Below are 19649 nucleotides of genomic sequence, written 5' to 3' on the forward strand. Positions count from 1 at the left end.
TCGGTATCCTGCGGCCCCATGCCGGGCCCCAGGACCGAAGCCGACAGCAGCTTCTTTCGCCGCGAGCCGCGCCAGGCGCGCTCGCGCGAGATGGTCACGCGCATCCTCGCCGCCGCGCGCGTGCTGCTCGAGCGCGACGGCCTGCAGCGCCTCACCACCAACCACATCGCGCGCGAGGCCGGCGTCGACATCGCGTCGCTCTACCAGTACTTCGCGAGCAAGGAGGCCATCCTCTACACGCTTGCGGAGCAGTGGGTGCAGCAGGTGCAAGGCGTCTATGCCCGCCATCGCGCCGCGTTCGCATCCGGCGACGACAAGACGCCGATGCTGCGGTCGCTGCGCGACGTCTTCGATGAACTCGAGGGCCTGCCCGGCAACGACTGGAACTGGAAGCATCTCGCGCCGCCGATGGCCATCGTGCCGGTGCTGCGCGAACTTGAGGCTGAACACGAAACAGTGACGGCGGCGTTCTGGGCCGCCTGGCTGCGACATCACGGCGTCTCGTGGCCCGATGAGCGTCTCGAGGCCTTCGCGCGCATGCTCTACGTGCAGATCGACTCCGCGCTCACGCTCGCGGGCCGCATGCCGCCCGAGCAGGCCCGCTGGGTGCGCCGCTGGCAGCGACGACAGACCTTCGCGCTGCTGCGTGAGTGTTTTCCGCGGCGGCGCTCGGATCGCCGATGCTCTTGAGCATCACTCGGAAAGCAAAACGCCCACTCGGCGGTGGGCGTTTGCGGTGAGCGGAAAGCTCGATGTTCCTTGGTTGCGGAGGCAGGATTTGAACCTGCGACCTTTGGGTTATGAGCCCAACGAGCTACCAGACTGCTCCACTCCGCGACTGAAGCTGAAAGTATAGCAGGTTTCGCTTCCTCGAGCGCTACAGGCCCACGGCCTCGAGGCTCTTGCCAAAGCGCTCGGTGTTCTGGAACCCGATCACGCGCTGCGCCTGCTCCCGGCCTTGCGCGTCGAAGAACACGATGCCGGGCGGGCCGAACAGCTTGAAGCGCGCGAGCAACGCCTTGTCATCGGCCGAATTGGCCGTCACGTCGGCCTGCAGCAGCAGGGCCTTCTCGAGACGCGCGCGGATGGCTGTGTCGCTGAAGGTGAAGCGCTCCATCTCCTTGCAGCTCACGCACCAGTCGGCATAGAAGTCCAGCATCACGGGGCGACCGGCGCTGCGCAGCGCGGCGTCGAGTTCGGCGACGTTGCGGATGCGGCGGAAGCTCACGCCATGAGGCGCCGCGGCCGCTGGGGCGCTGCTCTTGGCGCCGGCACCACCAGCGGTCGCCGGGACTGCAGGCATGGCCGCGATGCCGGTGAACGGTGCCAGCGGCTTGAGCGGATCGTTGGCACCGGCGGCCGCGCCAGCGAGTTGAAGCAGCGCGCCAATGCCAAGCAGCACGCCCAGCGCCTGCACGAACGGCCGCGACGCGCCGCCGTTCGACGGCGAGAACGGGTGCAGCAGGCACGCCGCCAGCAGCAGCCACGCGCCCCAGAGCAGCAAGACCACGGGCGGCGCCACGACAGGCGAGATCATCCACACCGCCACGCCCAACAGCAGCAGGCCAAAGAAGCGCTTGACCGACTCCATCCATGCACCGGCACGCGGCAACAGGGCCCCAGCCGAGGCCCCTATGAGCAGCAGCGGGACGCTCATGCCGGCCGCCAATGCGAAGAGAGCGCCGCCACCCAACATCACATCGCGCGACTGGCTGATGTAGAGCAGCGCGCCGGCCAGCGGCGCGGCCACGCACGGGCTCACGATCAGCGCCGACAAGCCGCCCATCACGAAGACGCCGGCCAGATGGCCGCCGCGCACGCGGTTGGCCGTACCCGACAAGCGCGCTTGCCACGCGCTGGGCAACTGCAGCTCGTAGAAGCCGAACATCGACAGCGACAGCAGCGCCATCAACAGCGCGAACACCGTCAGCACCCACGGCGTCTGCAGTGCCGCGGCCAGGCCCTCGCCCGCCAGGCCGGCCGCCACGCCGAGCGCCGTGTAGACGAGTGCCATGCCGAGCGAGTAGCTGGCCGCCAGGCCCAGGCCGCGGCCGCGGCTGGCCGCGTGCCCGCCGCCGACGATGAGCGACGACAGGATCGGCAGCATCGGCAGCACGCAAGGCGTGAACGACAGCAGCACGCCGGCGGCGAAGAACACCGCGACGACGCTCCACCAGCGGCCGCCGCGCAGCGCCGCGTCGATACGGCCGTCGCCGGTGTTGATGTCCACTGCCACCGTGGCGGTTGCAGCAGGCGCTGCCGTGGTCAAGCCGGCGAGCGGGCCGCCACCGGCGGGGCCGCCCAGTGCCACCTTGCCGTCGCCGCCAAACCCCGCGAGGGACACGCTGACCTCGCGCGTCTGGGGTGGATAGCACAGGCCCTGGTCGGCACAGCCCTGGTTGGTGACTTGCAGCGCGAACCTTGCCGGCGCCGCCTCGACGGGCACCGCGACCACGATCGCGCCGCGCAGGGTTTCGACGTCCTTCTCGAAGGTCTCGTCGTACTTGACCTTGCCGCGCGGCAGGTCGATCGCGCCCAGGCGCACCGCGGCATCGGTGGCCGCGAACTTGAACTGCTCTCGATAGAGGTAGTAGCCGTCGGCCGCCTCGAAGCGCAGCTCGACCGTGCGCTCGTCGCGTGCGACCGCGCTCAGCTTGAAAGCCTGCTCCGGCGGCAGGAAGTCGTCTGCGGCACGCGCGGCGAGCGCGAGGAAGAGCAGCACAAGCAGCGCCGCGAGCATTCGGGCGGAGGCAAGGCGAACGGCGCGTGGATTCATCGGCAACGACGTCAGGAGCAGATGCGACAAGGCCAGCTCGAGGCTGGCCTTGACACTCTATCGCTTGGGCGAACGCTGCGCGCTCGCCTGGGGCTTTACTCGGCGGCCGGCTCGGCCGCGGCTTCGGTCGGCTCGGGGCGGTCAACCAGCTCGACGAAGGCCATCGGCGCGTTGTCGCCGACGCGGAAGCCCATCTTCAGGATGCGGGTGTAGCCGCCCGGCCGCGCCTGGTAGCGCGGGCCCAGCTCGCCGAAGAGCTTGACCACGTTGTCGCGGTTGCGCAGGCGGTCGAAGGCCAGGCGCTTGTTGGCGACGGTGGGTTCCTTGGCCAGCGTGATCAGCGGCTCGACGACGCGGCGCAGTTCCTTGGCCTTGGGGACCGTGGTCTTGATGGCCTCGTGCTCGATGAGCGAATTGGCCATGTTGCGCAGCATCGCGAGACGGTGCGAGCTGGTGCGGTTGAGCTTACGAAGCCCTTGACGGTGACGCATGGTGCTTTCCTTTCCTTATGTCTTCCGCCAGCCGGATCAGGTACTGGCGGGTGCACCGGCCGCGCGCGTCGTTCGACCGCGCGGCCACTCTCTCATTAACGCTTGTCGAGGCCTTGCGGCGGCCAGTTCTCGAGGCGCGCGCCCAGCGTGAGGCCGCGCGAAGCCAGCACTTCCTTGATCTCGTTGAGCGACTTGCGACCCAGGTTCGGGGTCTTGAGCAGCTCGGTCTCGGTGCGCTGGATCAGGTCGCCGATGTAGTAGATGTTCTCGGCCTTCAGGCAGTTGGCCGAACGCACGGTAAGTTCGAGCTCGTCAACCGGGCGCAGCAGGATCGGGTCGAACTGCTGCTGGCGCGACGCGGCCGGCGCCTCGAAGGCGGCCAGCTCGCTGCCCTCGAGCTGCGCGAACACGGCGAGCTGTTCGACCAGGATCTTGGCCGACGCGCGGATCGCTTCCTCCGGCGTGATCGCGCCGTTGGTCTCGATCTCCATCACGAGCTTGTCGAGGTCGGTGCGCTGCTCGACGCGCGCGCTCTCGACGGTGTAGCTCACGCGCTTGACCGGCGAGAACGAGGCGTCGAGGACGATGCGGCCGATCGACTTGGTCGGCTCGTCGCCATAGCGGCGCAGGCTGCCCGGCACGTAGCCGCGGCCCTTCTCGACCTTGATCTGCATGTCGATCTTGCCGCCTTGCGACAGGTGGGCGATCACATGCTCCGGGTTGATGATTTCGACGTCGTGCGGCGTCTGGATATCGCCTGCGGTGACCGGGCCTTCGCCGTCCTTGCGCAGCACCAGCGTGACTTCGTCGCGGTTGTGCAGCTTGAACACCACGCCCTTGAGGTTGAGCATGATGTGGACGACGTCTTCCTGGGCGCCGTCGATGGCCGAGTACTCGTGCAGCACGCCGGCGATCGTGACTTCGGTCGGCGCGTAGCCCACCATCGACGACAGCAGCACGCGGCGCAGCGCGTTGCCCAGAGTGTGGCCGTAGCCGCGCTCGAACGGCTCGAGCGTGACCTTGGCACGCTGGGCACCACCCAGCGGGGCGGTCAGCGGCTCGACGTTGATGGCTTTGGGCTTCAGCAGATTCGTTTGCATTGAGTCCTGTTCCTCTCAATACCCTCGGCTCGTTACACCGATAAGGCTGGCGGACCATGCCGGGCGCGTACGCCTCGCGACGTGCCCGGCAAGCCGGCGCGAGGGAAGCGCGCGCGGCCGGCGGCCGCGCGCGATGTCTGATGGATCAGCGCGAGTAGAGCTCGACGATGAGCGACTCGTTGATCTCGGCACCGAACTCGTCGCGGTCCGGCACCTTCTTGAACACGCCTTCGAGCTTGGCCGCATCGACTTGCACCCAGGCCGGCAGACCGATCGACTCGGCCAGCTTCATGGCTTCGGTGACGCGCAGCTGCTTCTTGGCCTTCTCGCGCACGGCGACCGTGTCGCCGACCTTCACGAGATAGGAAGCGATGTTGACGACCTCGCCGTTCACCACGATGCCCTTGTGCGAGACCAGCTGGCGCGCTTCGGCGCGGGTCGACGCAAAGCCCATGCGATAGACGACGTTGTCCAGGCGCGATTCGAGCAGCGACAGCAGGTTGGCGCCGGTGTTGCCCTTGCGGCGCTCTGCCTCGGCGAAATAGCGGCGGAACTGGCGCTCGAGGACGCCGTACATGCGCTTGACCTTCTGCTTCTCGCGCAGCTGGATGCCGAAGTCGCTGGTGCGCGAACCCGAGGTACGGCCATGCTGGCCGGGCTTGGATTCGAACTTCGCCTTGTCGCTGATGGCGCGGCGAGCGCTCTTCAGGAACAGGTCGGTGCCTTCACGGCGGGACAGTTTGGCCTTGGGGCCGAGGTAACGTGCCACGTTGCTTTCCTTCGTTGTCTGACGCGGCCTTCAAAGGCTGCGCGAGTCTGGCGGGTATTGTTCTGAACGCTCAGACGGTGGGCTTATCGAAGTTCGGCCTGGCAATGCGCGAGGCCGGCGCTTCAGCGAAAGAGCCGGCGAGGCACGAGGGCCAAGCCGGCTTGTCGGGAAACCCCGAATTGTAGCGCGCCGTCGGGCGCGCCCGAACCTTAGATGCGGCGACGCTTCTGCGGGCGGCAGCCGTTGTGCGGGATCGGCGTCACGTCGGAGATCGACACGATGCGGATGCCCAGCGAGGCCAGCGCGCGCACCGACGATTCGCGACCCGGGCCGGGGCCCTTGATCTGAACTTCCAGGTTCTTGATGCCCTGGTCGATCGCCGCGCGACCGGCGTTTTCCGCCGCCACCTGGGCCGCGAACGGGGTCGACTTGCGCGAGCCCTTGAAGCCCTGGCCGCCGCTCGACGCCCACGACAGCGAATTGCCCTGGCGGTCGGTGATCGTGATGATGGTGTTGTTGAACGACGCGTGGACGTGCGCAATGCCGTCCGCAACGTTCTTGCGGACCTTCTTGCGAACGCGCGAGGCGGCGTTGTTGACAGGTGCTTTGGCCATGCTAGATCTCTTTCAGTGTCAGGCGCGGTGCAGTGCGAGATGCTCGCGCGTCACTTCTTCTGCGCGGTCGGCGACTTGCGCGGGCCCTTGCGGGTGCGCGCGTTCGTGCGCGTGCGCTGACCGCGCACCGGCAGGCCGCGACGATGGCGGAAGCCGCGATAGCAGCCCAGGTCCATCAGTCGCTTGATGTTGATCGTGGTCTCGCGACGCAGATCGCCTTCGATCGTGAGCTGGCCGACGGCGTCACGGATCTTCTCGAGATCCGAGTCGGTCAGGTCCTTGATCTTCTTGTCGAAGGGGATGCCGCAAGTCGTGCAGATCTTCTGGGCGGTCGTACGGCCGATGCCGTAGATCGAGGTCAGACCGATCTCCGCGTGCTTGTGCGGCGGAATATTGATGCCGGCGATACGTGCCATGTTCGTCCTCTATGCCTTAAGCGCTGTCGATCAGCCCTGGCGCTGCTTATGGCGCGGGTCGGTGCAGATCACGCGCACCACACCCTTGCGGCGGATGATCTTGCAGTTGCGGCACATCTTCTTGACCGATGCGGCTACCTTCATGGTCTTCTCCTAGACTTCCTCTAGCGTGCTTCCGGGGCTTTCGCTTGTCGCTCACTTCGCCCGGAAGACGATGCGAGCCCGACTCAAATCGTAGGGCGTCAATTCGACGGTGACTTTGTCGCCCGGCAGGATGCGGATGTAGTGCATGCGCATCTTTCCCGAGATATGCCCGAGAACCACATGCCCGTTTTCCAGCTTCACGCGGAACGTCGCATTGGGCAGGTTCTCGAGGATCTCGCCCTGCATCTGGATGACATCATCCTTCGCCATATGTGCGCCGTGATTCCTTTGTTCAGCTGGCCTTGAAATTGGCCTTCTTGAGCAGCGATTCGTACTGCTGACTCATCACGTAACTCTGCACCTGGGCCCAGAAGTCCATCGTCACGACAACGATGATCAGCAGGGACGTGCCGCCGAAATAGAACGGCACGTTGTACTTGAGCACCAGGAACTCCGGCAGCAGGCACACGGCGGTGATGTACACGGCGCCGCCGAGCGTCAGCCGGCCAAGGATCTTGTCGATGTGCTTCGCGGTCTGTTCGCCCGGGCGGATGCCCGGAATGAACGCGCCGCTCTTCTTCAGGTTGTCGGCGGTCTCGCGGCTGTTGAACACGAGCGCCGTATAGAAGAAGCAGAAAAACACGATCGCCGCGGCATACAGCATCACGTAGATCGGCTGACCCGGCGACAGCGCCGAGGCGATGTCCTTCAGCCAGCGCAGGCTGTCGCCCGTGGCGAACCAGCTCACCACCGTGGCCGGCAGCAGGATGATCGACGACGCGAAGATCGGCGGGATCACACCGGCCATGTTGATCTTCAACGGCAGGTGCGACGACTGGCCGCCGTAGACACGGTTGCCAACCTGGCGCTTGGCGTAGTTCACCAGGATCTTGCGCTGGCCACGCTCGACGAAGACGACGAGGTAGGTCACGACCAACACAATCGCGATGATGAACAGCGACGCCAGGATGCTCATCGCACCGGTGCGCACCAGCTCGAACAGCCCGCCAAGCGCGCTCGGCAGCCCCGCGGCAATGCCCGCGAAGATGATGATCGAGATGCCGTTGCCCAGACCGCGCTCGGTGATCTGCTCGCCGAGCCACATCAGAAACATCGTGCCGGCCACCAGGCTCACGACCGCCGTCATGCGGAAACCCACGCCCGGGTTCAGCACCAGCCCGGCCGAGCCTTCCAGCGCGAGCGCAATGCCCAGCGACTGGAAGATCGCGAGGCCGAGCGTGCCGTAGCGCGTGTACTGCGTGATCTTGCGGCGACCCGCCTCGCCTTCCTTCTTCAGCGCCTCCAGGCTCGGCACCACGTAGGTCATCAGCTGCATGATGATCGACGCCGAGATGTAGGGCATGATGCCCAGCGCGAAGACGGTGAAGCGCGACAGCGCACCGCCGGAGAACATGTTGAACAGGCTCAGGATGCCGCCCTGCTGGCCCTTGAACAGCTGCTGCAGCTGGTTCGGGTCGATGCCGGGCACGGGGATATGCGCCCCGATCCGGTAGACCACGAGGGCGAGCACCAGGAAGACAAGCCGGCGACGCAGGTCGCCGAACTTGCCGGTCTTGGCCAACTGGGTTGCGTTCGTTGCCACGCGGTGGTTCCGGTGTTGCGAGCCGATTCAGCCGTCAGGCGAGCGAGCCGCCCGCGGCTTCGATCGCGGCCTTCGCGCCCGCGGTCGCGCCGATGCCCTTGAGCACGACCTTCTTGGTCAGCTCGCCGGACTTGATCACCTTCACGTTCTTGGCGAGCTCGGGCACCAGGCCGGCTTGCTTGAGCGTGAGCAGATCGACCTCGTCGGCCGCGAGCTTTTGCAGCGCGGCGAGCGAGATCTCGGCGTTGTACTTGGCGGTCGTCGACTTGAAGCCGCGCTTGGGCAGGCGACGCTGCAGCGGCATCTGGCCGCCTTCGAAGCCCACCTTGTGGTAGCCACCGGCGCGCGACTTCTGACCCTTGTGGCCGCGACCCGCGGTCTTGCCCAGGCCCGAGCCGATGCCGCGGCCGACGCGACGCTTGGCGTGCTTGGCACCCGCGCCCGGCTTGATCGTGTTCAGTTGCATCGTGTTCTCCAGCGCGCCGTGCTCAGAGCACCTGCACGAGGTAGCTGATCTTGTTGATCATGCCGCGCACCGCCGGCGTGTCTTCCAGCGTGGAGACACTGTTCAGCTTGCGCAGGCCGAGACCGGCGACGGTGGCGCGATGCGACTCGCGCGTACCGATCGGGCTCTTGACCAGCTTGACGGTGACCGTCTTCTTCTGCGTCGTCATGATGAATGCTCCGAAGCCGCCGCTCAGTTGAAGAGCTCTTCGACCGTCTTGCCGCGCTTGGCCGCGATCTCGGCCGGCGTGGTCGAGGCCGTCAGCGCCGCGAACGTGGCACGGACCATGTTGTACGGATTGCTCGAGCCCAGGCTCTTGGCGACGATGTCCTTGACGCCCATGACGTCGAAGATCGCGCGCATCGGGCCGCCGGCGATCACGCCGGTACCGGCCACGGCCGGCGCCAGCAGCACCTTGGCTGCGCCGTGCTCGCCCACCACGTTGTGATGGATCGTGCCGTCCTTCAGGCTGACCTTGACCATGTTGCGGCGGGCCGCTTCCATGGCCTTCTGCACCGCCACGGGCACTTCCTTGGCCTTGCCCTGGCCCATGCCGACGCGGCCGTCGCCGTCGCCGACCACGGTCAGCGCCGCGAAGCTCATCGTGCGGCCACCCTTGACGACCTTGGTCACGCGATTGACCTGGATCATCTTCTCGCGCATCCCGTCGTCGCGACCTTCGTCGGCAACCTTCGGTTGAAACTTAGCCATTTGCTTTGTCCTTCGCCTTGTGTCGCGCGCCGATCAGAACTGCAGGCCCGCTTCGCGCGCTGCCTCGGCCAGCGCCTTGACGCGGCCGTGGTAGGCGAAGCCGGCGCGGTCGAACGCGACCTTCTCGATGCCGGCGGCCTTGGCCTTCTCGGCGATGCGCTTGCCGACGATCGCGGCAGCGGCGGCATTGCCGCCCTTGCCGGCGGCGCCGAGCTGCTCGCGCACTTCCTTCTCGGCGGTCGAGGCGCTGGCAAGCACCTTCTGGCCGTCGTCGGAGATGACGCTTGCGTAGATGTGCAGGTTGGAGCGGAAGACCGTCAGACGCGCAACGCGCTGCAGGGCAATGCGCACGCGGGTTTGACGGGCACGGCGCAGACGCTGCTCTTTGCTGTTCAACATCGCGTGCTCCTTACTTCTTCTTCGTTTCCTTGAGGACCACACGCTCATCGGCGTAGCGGATCCCCTTGCCCTTGTACGGCTCGGGCGGACGGATCGCGCGCACTTCGGCGGCGATCTGGCCCACGACCTGGCGGTCCGAACCCTTGATCAGGATCTCGGTCTGGGTCGGGCACTCCACCTTGATGCCGGCGGGCATTTCCTTGACCACCGGATGCGAGAAGCCGATCTGCAGGTTCAGCTTGGCGCCTTGAGCCTGGGCACGGAAGCCCACGCCGACCAGCGTGAGCTTCTTCTCGAAGCCCTTGCTGACGCCATTGACCATGTTCGCGACCAGCGCACGCATCGTGCCGCTCATCGCGTTCGCGGCGGCGGTCTCGTCTTGCGGCGTGAACGTCAGCTTGCCGCCTTCGTTCTTGACCGTGACCAGCTGGTTGACCGGGCGCACCAGGGTCGCCAGCGGACCCTTGACGCTGATCTGCTCGGCCGTGATCGACACGTCCACGCCTTGCGGGACGGCGACGGGCATCTTTCCAACGCGGGACATTGCTTGAGCTCCTTCGCGTCAGGCGACGTAGCACAGCACCTCGCCGCCGATACCGGCAGCGCGGGCCTTGCGGTCCGTCATCACGCCCTTGGGCGTGGTCACGATCGCCACGCCGAGGCCGTTCATGACCTGCGGGATCGAATGGCGACCACGGTAGATGCGCAGGCCGGGACGGCTCACGCGCTCGAGACGCTCGATCACCGGACGGCCGGCGTAGTACTTCAGCGAGATCTCGAGCTCGGGCTTGTTGGCCTCGGCCTTGACGGCGAAACCGTCGATGTAGCCCTCGTCCTTCAGGACCTGGGCGATCGCGACTTTCAGCTTCGACGCAGGCATCGCGACGACGGCCTTTTCGACCATCTGCGCGTTGCGGATGCGCGTCAGCATGTCGGCGATGGGATCACTCATGCTCATGGGATGACTCCTGGATCAGCGCCGACTTACCAGCTGGCCTTGACGACACCGGGGATGTCGCCCTTGAACGCCAGCTCACGGATCTTGGTACGCGCCAGACCGAAGGTGCGGAACGTGCCGCGGGGGCGGCCGGTCAGCTCGCAGCGGTTGCGCAGGCGGGTCGGGTTCGCGTTGCGCGGCAGCTTCTGCAGCGCCAGGCGCGCGAGATAACGCTCTTCGTCCGACTTGCTGGCGTCGTCGATGATCGCCTTCAGTTCGGCGTACTTCTTCGCGAACTTGGCAACCAGCTGTTCGCGCTTTTGCTCACGTTGCTTGAGAGAAAGCTTGGCCACAGGGCACCTCAGTTCTTGAACGGGAACTTGAAGGCGGCGAGCAGGGCCTTGGCCTCCTCGTCGGTCTTCGCGGTCGTCGTGATGCTGATATTCATGCCGCGGAGAGCGTCGATCTTGTCGTACTCGATCTCCGGGAAGATGATTTGTTCTTTGACGCCGATGTTGTAGTTGCCACGGCCGTCGAACGAGCGACCCGAGATGCCGCGGAAGTCGCGCACGCGAGGCAGCGCGATCGTCACGAAGCGATCCAGGAATTCGTACATGCGCACGCCACGCAGCGTGACCATGCAGCCGATGGGCACGTTCTCGCGGATCTTGAAGCCCGCGATGGCCTTTTTCGACTTGGTGACGACGGGCTTCTGGCCGGCGATCTTGGTCAGGTCGCCAACGGCGTGCTCCATGACCTTCTTGTCGGACACCGCTTCGCTCACGCCCATGTTGAGCGTGATCTTCTCGAGGCGGGGCACCTCCATCACCGACTTGTAGCCAAACTTCTTGACGAGGTCGGCCACGACCTTGTCGCGGTAGAACTGTTGCAGACGAGCCATGTGAACCTCTCGCGTCAGGCCTTGGGCGCCGGGATCTCTTCGCCGCTGGACTTGAAGACGCGCACTTTCTTGCCGTCGGCCAGGAGCTTGATGCCCACGCGGTCGGCCTTGGCCGACACCGGGTTGTAAATCGCCACGTTCGACTGGTGGATCGGCATCGTCTTGTCGACGATGCCACCGGTCGTACCCTTCAGGGGATTGGGCTTGACGTGCTTCTTGACGACATTGACGCCATCGACCAGCAGGTGGTCGGCATCGACGCGCAGCGACACGGTGCCGCGCTTGCCCTTGTCGCGGCCAGTCAGCACGATGACCTGGTCGCCCTTGCGAATCTTGTTCATGACCTGTCCTTTGCCGAACGTCAGCGTCAGAGCACTTCCGGCGCGAGCGACACGATCTTCATGAAGCGCTCCGAACGCAGCTCGCGCGTCACGGGGCCGAAGATGCGCGTGCCGATCGGCTCGAGCTTGTTGTTCAGCAGTACGGCGGCGTTGCCGTCGAACTTCACCAGCGAGCCGTCCTGGCGGCGAACGCCCTTGGCGGTGCGAACGACGACGGCGCTGTAGACCTCGCCCTTCTTCACGCGACCACGCGGCGCAGCCTCCTTGATGGAGACCTTGATGATGTCGCCAATGCCGGCGTAGCGACGCTTGGAGCCGCCGAGCACCTTGATGCACATGACGCTCTTCGCGCCCGTGTTGTCCGCGACGTCGAGCCGCGATTGCATTTGGATCATGTCTGTCCCCAACTTGCCTCGCGAGGCGCCCACCATGAGCGCAACGCAAGCAGTCTTGGTCCCGTGGAGCAAGGCCCGCCCGATCCGACGAACCCCACCCGCCGCAGGGTGAGACCGAGAGCCGATCTGCGCGCTTTGGCTGCCGCTAGGCAAAACGCGAGTGACCTCGCGCAAGTCGCAGACCGGTTTCCCGGCGAAGCTTGGCAGTATCCCTTAGTTGCCCGTGCGTGTCAAGCGCCGGCAACCTGGCCCAGCAAGGTCTGGGCATCGCTCACCTCGAACTTGCCCGGCGCCTCGACATTGAGCGCCTTGACCACGCCGTCCTTGACCAGCATCGAGTAGCGGTTCGAGCGCAGCCCCATGCCGCGGGCGCTGAGATCGAGCGTGAGGCCCGTCGCCCTGGCGAAGTCAGCGCTTCCGTCGGCCATCATGCGCACCTTGCCTTCGGTCTTCTGATCGCGCGCCCAGGCGCCCATCACGAAGGCGTCGTTGACCGACACGCACCAGATCTCGTCGACGCCGGCCGCCTTGAACTTGGGCGCGAGCTCGACGAAGCCCGGCACGTGCTTGGCCGAGCAGGTGGGCGTGAAAGCGCCCGGCAGCCCGAAGATCGCGATCGTCTTGCCGGCAGTGGCCTTGGCGATGTCGAAGTTGTTGGGGCCGATCGAGCAACCCTCTCCTTCGACTTCCACGTACTCCTGCAGCGTGCCGCCGGGCAGCTTGTCTCCGACCTTGATCATTGCGGGCCTCCTTGCACTTGATGGAGCGGCGCGCCATCGGCTTGCCGCGGAAAAACAAAACGACCGGGCGCCAGCTTGCCAGCGCACCGGTCGTCGCGGTCCAGGGTCACGGATGTCCCTGAGCCGAGGTCAGCTTCAGACGCTGCGCGCCTTCTCGACCAGGCGGGTCACGACCCATGACTTGGTCTTCGAGATCGGCCGGCCTTCGGCGATCTCGACGACGTCTCCGAGGTGGTACTCGCCGTTCTCGTCATGCGCGTGGTACTTGCGCGAGCGGGCCACGATCTTGCCGTAGAGCTCGTGCTTGATGCGGCGCTCGACCAGGACGGTGATCGTCTTCGCGCGCTTGTCGCTGACGACGCGGCCAACCAGTGTGCGCGTGTTCTTCTCGGTGGCTTGAGCTTGCGTCATTGCGCGGCTCCCTTCTTCTTCTCGGCCAGGATGGTCTTGGCGCGAGCGATGGCGCGACGGGTCTGGCCCAGGCTGGCGGTGTTGCTCAGCTGCTGGGTGCCCTTTTGCATGCGCAGGCCGAAGTGCGCCTTGAGGAGGTCCTTGACCTCCTGCTCGAGCGCCGCCACGTCCTTGCTGCGGAGTTCGGATGCTTTCATGTCAGTTCCTTGCTGCCGCTTCAGGCGCCAACCTGGCGCGCGACGAAGGTGCACTTCAGCGGCAGCTTGGCAGCGGCCAGCGTGAAGGCTTCGCGAGCGAGCGCCTCGGGCACGCCGTTGATCTCGTACAGGACCTTGCCCGGCTGGATCTCGGCGACGTAGTACTCGGGGTTGCCCTTGCCGTTACCCATGCGCACTTCGGCCGGCTTCTGCGAAATCGGCTTGTCCGGGAAGATGCGGATGAAGATGCGGCCACCGCGCTTCACGTGACGCGAGATCGCGCGACGCGCGGCCTCGATCTGGCGAGCGGTGATGCGGCCGCGTTCGGTGGCCTTCAGGCCGAAGTCGCCGAACGACACGTTGGCGCCACGCGTGGCAACGCCGGTGTTGCGGCCCTTCTGCTCCTTGCGGTATTTCCGACGAGCGGGTTGCAGCATGTTTAATCTCCTTTCGCGCCAGGCGCGGCGACCTTGCGCACGCGCTTGACGGCCGGGGCCTTGGCATCGCCTGCGGGAGCGGCGGCTTCGGCCGGCTTGTCGGAGCCGTCGGCCGGCGCCGCGTCGGCGCGCGGCGCGCGACCCGGACCGCCACGGCCGCCGCTCGGACGGCGATCGCCGCCCGGACGGTCGCCGCGCGGGCCACGACGGTTGCGACGATCGTCTTCGCGCTCGTCGCCGCCCTTCAGCGTGGGCGCCTCGCCGTTGGCCAGGCGGTCACCGCGGTAGACCCAGACCTTGACGCCGATGACGCCGTAGGTGGTCTTGGCTTCCGAGAAGCCGTAGTCGATGTCGGCGCGCAGCGTGTGAAGCGGCACGCGGCCTTCGCGATACCACTCGGTGCGCGCGATCTCGATGCCGTTCAGGCGACCGGCCGACATGATCTTCACGCCCTGTGCGCCCAGGCGCATCGCATTCTGCATCGCACGCTTCATCGCGCGGCGGAACATGATGCGCTTCTCGAGCTGCTGGGTGATCGAGTCGGCGATCAGCTGGGCATCGACTTCCGGCTTGCGGATCTCTTCGATGTTGACCGCGACCGGCACGCCGAGACGGCGGGTCAGTTCGGCCTTCAGGTTCTCGATGTCCTCGCCCTTCTTGCCGATCACCACGCCCGGACGCGCCGAGAAGATGGTGATGCGCGCGTTCTTGGCCGGACGCTCGATCAGGATGCGCGACACCGCGGCATTCTTCAGGCGCGTCTTCAGGAACTCGCGAACCTGCAGGTCTTCGGCCAGCATCTGGCCGAAGTTGCGGCTCGACGCGTACCAGCGCGACGACCAATTGCGGGTCACGGGCAGGCGGAAGCCCACCGGATGGATTTTCTGTCCCATGGTCTTCCTGGCCTCAGTTGCCGACGGTGACGAAGATGTGGCAGGTCGGCTTGCTGATCCGATTGCCGCGGCCCTTCGCACGCGCGGTGAAGCGCTTGAGCGTGGCGCCCTGCTCGACGTAGATGGTCTTGACCTTCAGCTCGTCGATATCGGCGCCGTCGTTGTGCTCGGCATTGGCGATCGCGGACTCCAGCGCCTTCTTGATGATCAAGGCAGCCTTCTTCTGCGTGAACGCCAGGATGTCGAGCGCCTGACCCACTTTCTTGCCGCGGATGAGGTCCGCCACCAGCCGACCCTTGTCGACCGACAGGCGCACGCCGCGAACGATTGCTCGGGTTTCCATCGCGCGCTCCTTACTTCTTGGCCTTCTTGTCGCCCGGGTGACCCTTGAACGTGCGGGTCAGAGCGAACTCGCCGAGCTTGTGGCCGACCATCTGGTCGTTCACATACACCGGCACGTGCTGCTTGCCGTTGTGCACGGCAATCGTCAGGCCGATGAACTCGGGCAGGATGGTGGAGCGGCGCGACCAGGTCTTGATCGGCTTCTTGTCCTTGGTGGCCACGGCCTTTTCGACCTTGGCGACCAGGTGATGGTCCACGAACGGACCCTTCTTCAGAGAACGAGTCATGTGACCTGCCCCTTACTTCTTGCGACGCGAGACGATGAACGTCTGCGTGCGCTTGTTCTTGCGAGTGCGGTAACCCTTGGTCAGCGTGTTCCAAGGCGACACCGGAGCGCGGGCTTCGCCGGTGCGGCCTTCGCCGCCGCCGTGCGGGTGGTCCACCGGGTTCATGGCAACGCCGCGCACGGTCGGGCGGATGCCCTTCCAGCGGATCGCACCGGCCTTGCCGTACTGGCGCAGGCTGTGCTCTTCGTTGCTCACTTCACCGATCGTGGCGCGGCAGTCGATGTGCACGCGGCGCACTTCACCCGAGCGAAGCCGCACCTGGGCGTACATGCCTTCGCGCGCCATCAGCACCACCGAGGTGCCGGCCGAGCGGGCGATCTGCGCGCCCTTGCCGGGCAGCAGCTCGACGCAATGGATCGTGGAGCCCACCGGGATGTTGCGGATCGGCAGCGTGTTGCCGGCCTTGATCGGCGCCTCGGCGCCGCTCAGCAGCGTCTGGCCGACTTCGATGCCGCGCGGCGCGATCACGTAGCGGCGCTCGCCGTCGGCGTAGCACACCAGCGCAATGTGGGCCGTGCGGTTCGGGTCGTACTCGATGCGCTCGACCTTTGCCGGGATGCCGTCCTTGGTGCGCTTGAAATCGACGACGCGATAGTGGTGCTTGTGACCACCGCCCTTGTGGCGCGTCGTGATGTGGCCGTTGTTGTTGCGGCCGGCGTTCTGCTTCTGCGGCTCGAGCAGCGACGCTTCCGGCGCGCCCTTGTGCAGATGCGAATGCACCACCTTCACCACGGCGCGGCGGCCGGGCGACGTGGGTTTGACTTTGACGACGGCCATTACGCGGCCTCCCCGGAGAAGTTGAGCTCCTGACCCGGCTTCAGGCAGACATAGGCCTTGCGAACGTTGTCGCGGCGGCCAATGCTCTTGCCGAAACGCTTGGTCTTGCCCTTGATGTTCACGACCGAGACCTTGTCGACCTCGACCTTGAACAGCAGCTCCACGGCAGCCTTGATCTCGGGCTTCGTGGCGTCCTGCAGCACCTTGAACAGCACCTGGTTGTGCTTCTCGGCAACCGACGTGGCCTTTTCGGACACGATCGGCGACACGAGGACCTGCATCAGGCGGCCTTCATCAAACTTGATGGCGCTCATGCCAGGATCTCCTTGAGCTGGTCGATCGCGCCCTTGGTCACCAGGACCTTCTTGTAATGAACAAGCGAGAGCGGATCGGCGTAGCGCGGCTCGATCACCATCACGTTCGCGAGATTGCGCGACGCGAGGAACAGGTTCTCGTCGACCTCGTCGGCGATCACCAGCACGGAATCGAGACCCATGGCCTTGAACTTGGCGGCCAGCAGCTTGGTCTTCGGCGCCTCGACCTTCAGCGAGTCGACGACGGCCAGGCGGCCTTCACGCACCAGCTGCGAGAAGATGGCGGCCATGCCGGCGCGGTACATCTTCTTGTTGACCTTCTGCGCGAAGTTCTCTTCCGGCGTGTTCGGGAAGATGCGGCCGCCCCCACGCCACAGCGGCGAGGAGGTCATGCCCGCGCGGGCGCGGCCGGTGCCCTTCTGGCGCCACGGCTTCTTGGTCGAATGCTTGACGGTGCCGCGATCCTTCTGGGCGCGCGTGCCTTGCCTGGCGTTGGCCTGGTAGGCGACGACGACCTGATGGACCAGGGCCTCGTTGTAGTCACGGCCGAACACGGTGTCAGGGGCGTCCACCTTGGCGGAGGCCTGACCCTGCTCGTTCAGGAGCTCGAGTTGCATCAGTTCGCTCCCTTCGCGATCTTGGCCTTGACGGCCGGACGCACGGTGACGAAGCCACCCTTGGCGCCAGGGACCGCACCCTTGACCAGCAGCAGTTGACGGGCTTCGTCAACACGCACGATGTCGAGGTTCTGCGTGGTGACCGTCTCGTCGCCGAGGTGACCCGACATGCGCTTGCCCGGGAACACGCGGCCCGGATCCTGCGCCATCGAGATCGAGCCCGGCACGTTGTGCGAGCGCGAGTTACCGTGCGATGCGCGCTGCGAACCGAAGTTGTGGCGCTTGATGGTGCCGGTGAAGCCCTTACCGATCGAGGTGCCCTGCACGTCGACGGTCTGGCCGGCCGCGAACATCGTCACCGGCAGCGTGGCGCCCGGCTTGAAGCCGGCAGCGACATCGGCGGCGACGCGGAATTCCTTGAGGATCTCGCCGGCTTCGACACCGGCCTTGGCGAGGTGACCCGCTTCCGGCTTGGTGACGCGCGAAGCCTTGCGCGAACCGAACGTGACCTGCACGGCAGCGTAGCCGTCGGCCTCGTCGGTCTTGACCTGGGTGACGCGGTTGTTGGACACGTCGAGCACGGTCACGGGAACGGCGTCGCCGTCGTCCGTGAAGATGCGCATCATGCCCACCTTGCGACCCAGCAATCCGAGGCGATTGCTCAGACTCATGGTTCTTCTCCAGCTCCGCCAAGCGAAGCCTTTGTTTCGAACACCCGACATCGATTGGCCGGGCTGACTGATTTCCCTTCCTCGGGCTTGCGCCCTGGAAGAGCTCTGCGCGGATGAGCCAAAGCCCATCCGCGCAGGAAGCCTGAAATTGTAGCAGCTTCGGGTTTTCGCGCAAACGAGACCCGAAGCGGCGATGCCGCAGGGCTTACTGCAGCTTGATCTCGACGTCGACGCCGGCCGGCAGGTCCAGCTTCATCAGGGCGTCGACCGTCTTGTCGGTCGGATCGACGATGTCCATCAGACGCTGATGGGTGCGGATTTCGAACTGGTCGCGCGAGGTCTTGTTGACGTGCGGCGAGCGCAGGATGTCGAAGCGCTGCAGCCGGGTCGGCAGGGGCACGGGGCCCTTGACGATCGCGCCGGTGCGCTTGGCGGTGTCCACGATCTCGAGCGCCGACTGGTCGATCAGCTTGTAATCGAACGCTTTCAGGCGGATGCGGATCTTCTGCTTTTGCATGATGGTTCCTTCAAAGAGCGTTGCGGCAGCAAGCTGCCGCGAGGTTTGGAAGGGGCGAGCGCCTCGCGGCGCGCGCCCGCATCACGCAAAGGCTTACTCGATGATCTTGGCGACGACGCCGGCGCCGACGGTGCGCCCGCCCTCGCGGATGGCGAAGCGCAGGCCTTCTTCCATGGCGATCGGGGCGATCAGCTTGACGGTGATCGTCACGTTGTCACCCGGCATCACCATCTCCTTGTCCTTGGGCAGCTCGATGGCGCCCGTGACGTCGGTGGTGCGGAAGTAGAACTGCGGACGGTAGTTGTTGAAGAACGGCGTGTGGCGGCCGCCCTCTTCCTTGCTCAGCACGTACACCTCGGCGGTGAAGTGCGTGTGCGGCTTGATGCTGCCCGGCTTGCACAGCACCTGGCCGCGCTCGACGTCCTCGCGCTTGGTGCCGCGCAGCAGGATGCCCACGTTGTCGCCCGCCTGGCCCTGGTCGAGCAGCTTGCGGAACATCTCCACGCCGGTGCAGGTGGTCTTCTGCGTGGCCTTGATGCCCACGATCTCGATTTCTTCGCCGACCTTGATCACGCCACGCTCGATGCGCCCCGTCACCACGGTGCCGCGGCCCGAGATCGAGAACACGTCTTCGACCGGCATCAGGAACGCGCCATCGACCGCGCGCTCGGGCGTGGGGATGTAGCTGTCCAGCGCGTCGGCCAGGCGCATGATGGCCTGCTCGCCCAGCTCGCCCTTGTCGCCTTCGAGCGCCAGCTTGGCCGAGCCCTTGATGATCGGCGTGTCGTCACCGGGGAAGTCGTACTTGCTCAGCAGCTCGCGCACTTCCATCTCGACGAGCTCGAGCAGCTCGGCGTCGTCGACCATGTCGCACTTGTTCAGGAACACGATGATGTACGGCACGCCCACCTGGCGCGCCAGCAGGATGTGCTCGCGCGTCTGGGGCATCGGGCCGTCGGCGGCCGAGCACACCAGGATCGCGCCGTCCATCTGCGCCGCACCGGTGATCATGTTCTTCACGTAGTCGGCGTGCCCCGGGCAGTCCACGTGCGCGTAGTGGCGCGCTTGCGTCTCGTACTCGACGTGCGCGGTGTTGATCGTGATGCCGCGCGCCTTTTCTTCCGGCGCCGCGTCGATCTGGTCGTACGCCTTCGCCTCGCCGCCGAACTTCGTCGACAGCACCGTCGTGATCGCCGCCGTCAGCGTCGTCTTGCCATGGTCCACGTGACCAATCGTGCCCACGTTCACGTGCGGCTTGGTCCGCTCAAACTTGCCTTTTGCCAT

33 protein-coding genes and 1 tRNA gene are annotated in these 19649 nt (G+C 65.8%); 1 reads left to right on the forward strand and 33 read right to left on the reverse strand.

Translation table 11 applies throughout. The features are described 5' to 3' along the window. Positions 1-18 precede the first annotated feature (18 nt). Entirely contained in the window at positions 19-690 is a 672-nt protein-coding gene (locus tag ACO2TI_RS19450) for a TetR/AcrR family transcriptional regulator (protein ID WP_423286840.1), read from the forward strand. 70 nt (positions 691-760) lie between these two features. Here ACO2TI_RS19450 and ACO2TI_RS19455 read toward each other — a convergent pair. The 33 genes from ACO2TI_RS19455 to tuf all read right to left on the reverse strand — a co-directional run bounded on the left by ACO2TI_RS19455 (position 761) and on the right by tuf (position 19649). Beyond that, positions 761-837 (reverse strand) — tRNA-Met (locus ACO2TI_RS19455). 40 nt (positions 838-877) lie between these two features. Continuing rightward, positions 878-2740 carry a protein-disulfide reductase DsbD gene (gene dsbD, locus ACO2TI_RS19460; RefSeq protein ID WP_423286841.1) on the reverse strand — a complete coding sequence of 621 codons (1863 nt, stop codon included), beginning with the start codon at positions 2738-2740 and terminating at the stop codon, positions 878-880. A gap of 131 nt (positions 2741-2871) precedes the next feature. Next, the gene (gene rplQ, locus ACO2TI_RS19465; protein ID WP_423286842.1) at positions 2872-3267 is read right to left on the reverse strand and encodes a 50S ribosomal protein L17; all 396 of its coding nucleotides are present in this window, start codon (positions 3265-3267) and stop codon (positions 2872-2874) included. Between the two features lie 95 nt (positions 3268-3362). Beyond that, a complete protein-coding gene (locus ACO2TI_RS19470) occupies positions 3363-4367 on the reverse strand; it encodes a DNA-directed RNA polymerase subunit alpha (protein ID WP_423286843.1) in 1005 nt (334 codons plus the stop codon). Between the two features lie 145 nt (positions 4368-4512). After that, on the reverse strand, positions 4513-5136 hold the full coding sequence (gene rpsD, locus ACO2TI_RS19475; protein WP_423286844.1) for a 30S ribosomal protein S4: 624 nt from the start codon (positions 5134-5136) through the stop codon (positions 4513-4515). 209 nt (positions 5137-5345) lie between these two features. Beyond that, positions 5346-5750 carry a 30S ribosomal protein S11 gene (rpsK, locus tag ACO2TI_RS19480; protein ID WP_423286845.1) on the reverse strand — a complete coding sequence of 135 codons (405 nt, stop codon included), beginning with the start codon at positions 5748-5750 and terminating at the stop codon, positions 5346-5348. A gap of 50 nt (positions 5751-5800) precedes the next feature. After that, on the reverse strand, positions 5801-6166 hold the full coding sequence (gene rpsM / locus ACO2TI_RS19485; protein ID WP_423286846.1) for a 30S ribosomal protein S13: 366 nt from the start codon (positions 6164-6166) through the stop codon (positions 5801-5803). A gap of 30 nt (positions 6167-6196) precedes the next feature. Further along, positions 6197-6310 carry a 50S ribosomal protein L36 gene (gene rpmJ / locus ACO2TI_RS19490; RefSeq protein WP_009548427.1) on the reverse strand — a complete coding sequence of 38 codons (114 nt, stop codon included), beginning with the start codon at positions 6308-6310 and terminating at the stop codon, positions 6197-6199. Between the two features lie 51 nt (positions 6311-6361). Then, the gene (gene infA / locus ACO2TI_RS19495; protein WP_009855680.1) at positions 6362-6580 is read right to left on the reverse strand and encodes a translation initiation factor IF-1; all 219 of its coding nucleotides are present in this window, start codon (positions 6578-6580) and stop codon (positions 6362-6364) included. A 22-nt stretch (positions 6581-6602) separates the two neighbouring features. Beyond that, on the reverse strand, positions 6603-7913 hold the full coding sequence (secY, locus tag ACO2TI_RS19500) for a preprotein translocase subunit SecY (RefSeq protein ID WP_423286847.1): 1311 nt from the start codon (positions 7911-7913) through the stop codon (positions 6603-6605). 34 nt (positions 7914-7947) lie between these two features. Further along, the gene (gene rplO, locus ACO2TI_RS19505; RefSeq protein ID WP_423286848.1) at positions 7948-8379 is read right to left on the reverse strand and encodes a 50S ribosomal protein L15; all 432 of its coding nucleotides are present in this window, start codon (positions 8377-8379) and stop codon (positions 7948-7950) included. Between the two features lie 22 nt (positions 8380-8401). After that, complete coding sequence (gene rpmD, locus ACO2TI_RS19510) at positions 8402-8587, reverse strand: 50S ribosomal protein L30 (protein ID WP_423286849.1); 186 nt, start codon at positions 8585-8587, stop codon at positions 8402-8404. A gap of 23 nt (positions 8588-8610) precedes the next feature. Then, positions 8611-9129, reverse strand: coding sequence for a 30S ribosomal protein S5 (rpsE, locus tag ACO2TI_RS19515; protein ID WP_423286850.1), 519 nt, complete (start codon positions 9127-9129; stop codon positions 8611-8613). A gap of 33 nt (positions 9130-9162) precedes the next feature. Further along, complete coding sequence (gene rplR, locus ACO2TI_RS19520) at positions 9163-9528, reverse strand: 50S ribosomal protein L18 (protein WP_423286851.1); 366 nt, start codon at positions 9526-9528, stop codon at positions 9163-9165. A 10-nt stretch (positions 9529-9538) separates the two neighbouring features. Beyond that, positions 9539-10072, reverse strand: a complete 534-nt coding sequence (gene rplF / locus ACO2TI_RS19525) for a 50S ribosomal protein L6 (RefSeq protein ID WP_423286852.1) — start codon at positions 10070-10072, stop codon at positions 9539-9541. Between the two features lie 18 nt (positions 10073-10090). Next, positions 10091-10486: a 30S ribosomal protein S8 gene (rpsH, locus tag ACO2TI_RS19530; RefSeq protein ID WP_423286853.1), complete on the reverse strand. Its 396-nt coding sequence runs from the start codon at positions 10484-10486 to the stop codon at positions 10091-10093. A 26-nt stretch (positions 10487-10512) separates the two neighbouring features. Then, on the reverse strand, positions 10513-10818 hold the full coding sequence (gene rpsN, locus ACO2TI_RS19535) for a 30S ribosomal protein S14 (RefSeq protein WP_423286854.1): 306 nt from the start codon (positions 10816-10818) through the stop codon (positions 10513-10515). An 8-nt stretch (positions 10819-10826) separates the two neighbouring features. Next, positions 10827-11366, reverse strand: coding sequence for a 50S ribosomal protein L5 (gene rplE / locus ACO2TI_RS19540; RefSeq protein WP_423286855.1), 540 nt, complete (start codon positions 11364-11366; stop codon positions 10827-10829). A gap of 14 nt (positions 11367-11380) precedes the next feature. Next, positions 11381-11707, reverse strand: coding sequence for a 50S ribosomal protein L24 (rplX, locus tag ACO2TI_RS19545; RefSeq protein WP_423286856.1), 327 nt, complete (start codon positions 11705-11707; stop codon positions 11381-11383). Positions 11708-11733: 26 nt separating this feature from the next. After that, positions 11734-12102, reverse strand: coding sequence for a 50S ribosomal protein L14 (gene rplN / locus ACO2TI_RS19550; RefSeq protein ID WP_119156770.1), 369 nt, complete (start codon positions 12100-12102; stop codon positions 11734-11736). A 230-nt stretch (positions 12103-12332) separates the two neighbouring features. Next, positions 12333-12842 carry a peroxiredoxin gene (locus tag ACO2TI_RS19555; RefSeq protein ID WP_423286857.1) on the reverse strand — a complete coding sequence of 170 codons (510 nt, stop codon included), beginning with the start codon at positions 12840-12842 and terminating at the stop codon, positions 12333-12335. Positions 12843-12977: 135 nt separating this feature from the next. Then, on the reverse strand, positions 12978-13253 hold the full coding sequence (rpsQ, locus tag ACO2TI_RS19560) for a 30S ribosomal protein S17 (RefSeq protein WP_423286858.1): 276 nt from the start codon (positions 13251-13253) through the stop codon (positions 12978-12980). After that, complete coding sequence (gene rpmC / locus ACO2TI_RS19565) at positions 13250-13450, reverse strand: 50S ribosomal protein L29 (RefSeq protein WP_423286859.1); 201 nt, start codon at positions 13448-13450, stop codon at positions 13250-13252. Before rpmC ends, rpsQ begins: the two co-directional genes overlap by 4 nt. A 20-nt stretch (positions 13451-13470) precedes the next feature. Further along, entirely contained in the window at positions 13471-13887 is a 417-nt protein-coding gene (gene rplP, locus ACO2TI_RS19570) for a 50S ribosomal protein L16 (RefSeq protein WP_423286860.1), read from the reverse strand. Positions 13888-13889: 2 nt separating this feature from the next. Continuing rightward, entirely contained in the window at positions 13890-14780 is an 891-nt protein-coding gene (rpsC, locus tag ACO2TI_RS19575) for a 30S ribosomal protein S3 (protein WP_423286861.1), read from the reverse strand. A gap of 13 nt (positions 14781-14793) precedes the next feature. Further along, on the reverse strand, positions 14794-15123 hold the full coding sequence (rplV, locus tag ACO2TI_RS19580) for a 50S ribosomal protein L22 (RefSeq protein WP_423286862.1): 330 nt from the start codon (positions 15121-15123) through the stop codon (positions 14794-14796). A 10-nt stretch (positions 15124-15133) separates the two neighbouring features. After that, the gene (gene rpsS, locus ACO2TI_RS19585; RefSeq protein WP_423286863.1) at positions 15134-15409 is read right to left on the reverse strand and encodes a 30S ribosomal protein S19; all 276 of its coding nucleotides are present in this window, start codon (positions 15407-15409) and stop codon (positions 15134-15136) included. 12 nt (positions 15410-15421) lie between these two features. Beyond that, the gene (gene rplB, locus ACO2TI_RS19590) at positions 15422-16246 is read right to left on the reverse strand and encodes a 50S ribosomal protein L2 (protein ID WP_423286864.1); all 825 of its coding nucleotides are present in this window, start codon (positions 16244-16246) and stop codon (positions 15422-15424) included. Continuing rightward, the gene (gene rplW, locus ACO2TI_RS19595; protein WP_423286865.1) at positions 16246-16560 is read right to left on the reverse strand and encodes a 50S ribosomal protein L23; all 315 of its coding nucleotides are present in this window, start codon (positions 16558-16560) and stop codon (positions 16246-16248) included. The genes rplB and rplW overlap by 1 nt, the downstream gene beginning before the upstream one ends. Further along, positions 16557-17177 (reverse strand): 50S ribosomal protein L4, encoded by a 621-nt coding sequence (gene rplD / locus ACO2TI_RS19600; RefSeq protein ID WP_423286866.1) that lies wholly within the window; start codon positions 17175-17177, stop codon positions 16557-16559. The genes rplW and rplD overlap by 4 nt, the downstream gene beginning before the upstream one ends. Then, positions 17177-17848: a 50S ribosomal protein L3 gene (gene rplC / locus ACO2TI_RS19605; protein WP_423286867.1), complete on the reverse strand. Its 672-nt coding sequence runs from the start codon at positions 17846-17848 to the stop codon at positions 17177-17179. Before rplC ends, rplD begins: the two co-directional genes overlap by 1 nt. Positions 17849-18053: 205 nt before the next feature. Then, complete coding sequence (gene rpsJ / locus ACO2TI_RS19610) at positions 18054-18365, reverse strand: 30S ribosomal protein S10 (protein WP_104357074.1); 312 nt, start codon at positions 18363-18365, stop codon at positions 18054-18056. A 93-nt stretch (positions 18366-18458) separates the two neighbouring features. Beyond that, on the reverse strand, positions 18459-19649 hold the full coding sequence (tuf, locus tag ACO2TI_RS19615) for an elongation factor Tu (protein WP_423286868.1): 1191 nt from the start codon (positions 19647-19649) through the stop codon (positions 18459-18461).

This window comes from Caldimonas sp. KR1-144 (assembly GCF_049446155.1).
GTDB lineage: Bacteria > Pseudomonadota > Gammaproteobacteria > Burkholderiales > Burkholderiaceae_C > Rivibacter.

Bases quoted from the DNA above. Each gene is read 5' to 3' on its own strand.
- ACO2TI_RS19450 (WP_423286840.1), top strand. From the start codon at position 19: ATGCCGGGCCCCAGGACCGAAGCCGACAGCAGCTTCTTTCGCCGCGAG.
- dsbD (WP_423286841.1), bottom strand. From the start codon at position 2,740: ATGCTCGCGGCGCTGCTTGTGCTGCTCTTCCTCGCGCTCGCCGCGCGT.
- rplQ (WP_423286842.1), bottom strand. From the start codon at position 3,267: ATGCGTCACCGTCAAGGGCTTCGTAAGCTCAACCGCACCAGCTCGCAC.
- ACO2TI_RS19470 (WP_423286843.1), bottom strand. From the start codon at position 4,367: ATGCAAACGAATCTGCTGAAGCCCAAAGCCATCAACGTCGAGCCGCTG.
- rpsK (WP_423286845.1), bottom strand. From the start codon at position 5,750: ATGGCCAAAGCACCTGTCAACAACGCCGCCTCGCGCGTTCGCAAGAAG.
- rpsM (WP_423286846.1), bottom strand. From the start codon at position 6,166: ATGGCACGTATCGCCGGCATCAATATTCCGCCGCACAAGCACGCGGAG.
- rpmJ (WP_009548427.1), bottom strand. From the start codon at position 6,310: ATGAAGGTAGCCGCATCGGTCAAGAAGATGTGCCGCAACTGCAAGATC.
- infA (WP_009855680.1), bottom strand. From the start codon at position 6,580: ATGGCGAAGGATGATGTCATCCAGATGCAGGGCGAGATCCTCGAGAAC.
- rplO (WP_423286848.1), bottom strand. From the start codon at position 8,379: ATGCAACTGAACACGATCAAGCCGGGCGCGGGTGCCAAGCACGCCAAG.
- rpmD (WP_423286849.1), bottom strand. From the start codon at position 8,587: ATGACGACGCAGAAGAAGACGGTCACCGTCAAGCTGGTCAAGAGCCCG.
- rpsE (WP_423286850.1), bottom strand. From the start codon at position 9,129: ATGGCTAAGTTTCAACCGAAGGTTGCCGACGAAGGTCGCGACGACGGG.
- rplR (WP_423286851.1), bottom strand. From the start codon at position 9,528: ATGTTGAACAGCAAAGAGCAGCGTCTGCGCCGTGCCCGTCAAACCCGC.
- rplF (WP_423286852.1), bottom strand. From the start codon at position 10,072: ATGTCCCGCGTTGGAAAGATGCCCGTCGCCGTCCCGCAAGGCGTGGAC.
- rpsH (WP_423286853.1), bottom strand. From the start codon at position 10,486: ATGAGCATGAGTGATCCCATCGCCGACATGCTGACGCGCATCCGCAAC.
- rplE (WP_423286855.1), bottom strand. From the start codon at position 11,366: ATGGCTCGTCTGCAACAGTTCTACCGCGACAAGGTCGTGGCCGACCTC.
- rplX (WP_423286856.1), bottom strand. From the start codon at position 11,707: ATGAACAAGATTCGCAAGGGCGACCAGGTCATCGTGCTGACTGGCCGC.
- rplN (WP_119156770.1), bottom strand. From the start codon at position 12,102: ATGATCCAAATGCAATCGCGGCTCGACGTCGCGGACAACACGGGCGCG.
- ACO2TI_RS19555 (WP_423286857.1), bottom strand. From the start codon at position 12,842: ATGATCAAGGTCGGAGACAAGCTGCCCGGCGGCACGCTGCAGGAGTAC.
- rpsQ (WP_423286858.1), bottom strand. From the start codon at position 13,253: ATGACGCAAGCTCAAGCCACCGAGAAGAACACGCGCACACTGGTTGGC.
- rpmC (WP_423286859.1), bottom strand. From the start codon at position 13,450: ATGAAAGCATCCGAACTCCGCAGCAAGGACGTGGCGGCGCTCGAGCAG.
- rplP (WP_423286860.1), bottom strand. From the start codon at position 13,887: ATGCTGCAACCCGCTCGTCGGAAATACCGCAAGGAGCAGAAGGGCCGC.
- rpsC (WP_423286861.1), bottom strand. From the start codon at position 14,780: ATGGGACAGAAAATCCATCCGGTGGGCTTCCGCCTGCCCGTGACCCGC.
- rplV (WP_423286862.1), bottom strand. From the start codon at position 15,123: ATGGAAACCCGAGCAATCGTTCGCGGCGTGCGCCTGTCGGTCGACAAG.
- rpsS (WP_423286863.1), bottom strand. From the start codon at position 15,409: ATGACTCGTTCTCTGAAGAAGGGTCCGTTCGTGGACCATCACCTGGTC.
- rplB (WP_423286864.1), bottom strand. From the start codon at position 16,246: ATGGCCGTCGTCAAAGTCAAACCCACGTCGCCCGGCCGCCGCGCCGTG.
- rplW (WP_423286865.1), bottom strand. From the start codon at position 16,560: ATGAGCGCCATCAAGTTTGATGAAGGCCGCCTGATGCAGGTCCTCGTG.
- rplD (WP_423286866.1), bottom strand. From the start codon at position 17,177: ATGCAACTCGAGCTCCTGAACGAGCAGGGTCAGGCCTCCGCCAAGGTG.
- rplC (WP_423286867.1), bottom strand. From the start codon at position 17,848: ATGAGTCTGAGCAATCGCCTCGGATTGCTGGGTCGCAAGGTGGGCATG.
- rpsJ (WP_104357074.1), bottom strand. From the start codon at position 18,365: ATGCAAAAGCAGAAGATCCGCATCCGCCTGAAAGCGTTCGATTACAAG.
- tuf (WP_423286868.1), bottom strand. From the start codon at position 19,649: ATGGCAAAAGGCAAGTTTGAGCGGACCAAGCCGCACGTGAACGTGGGC.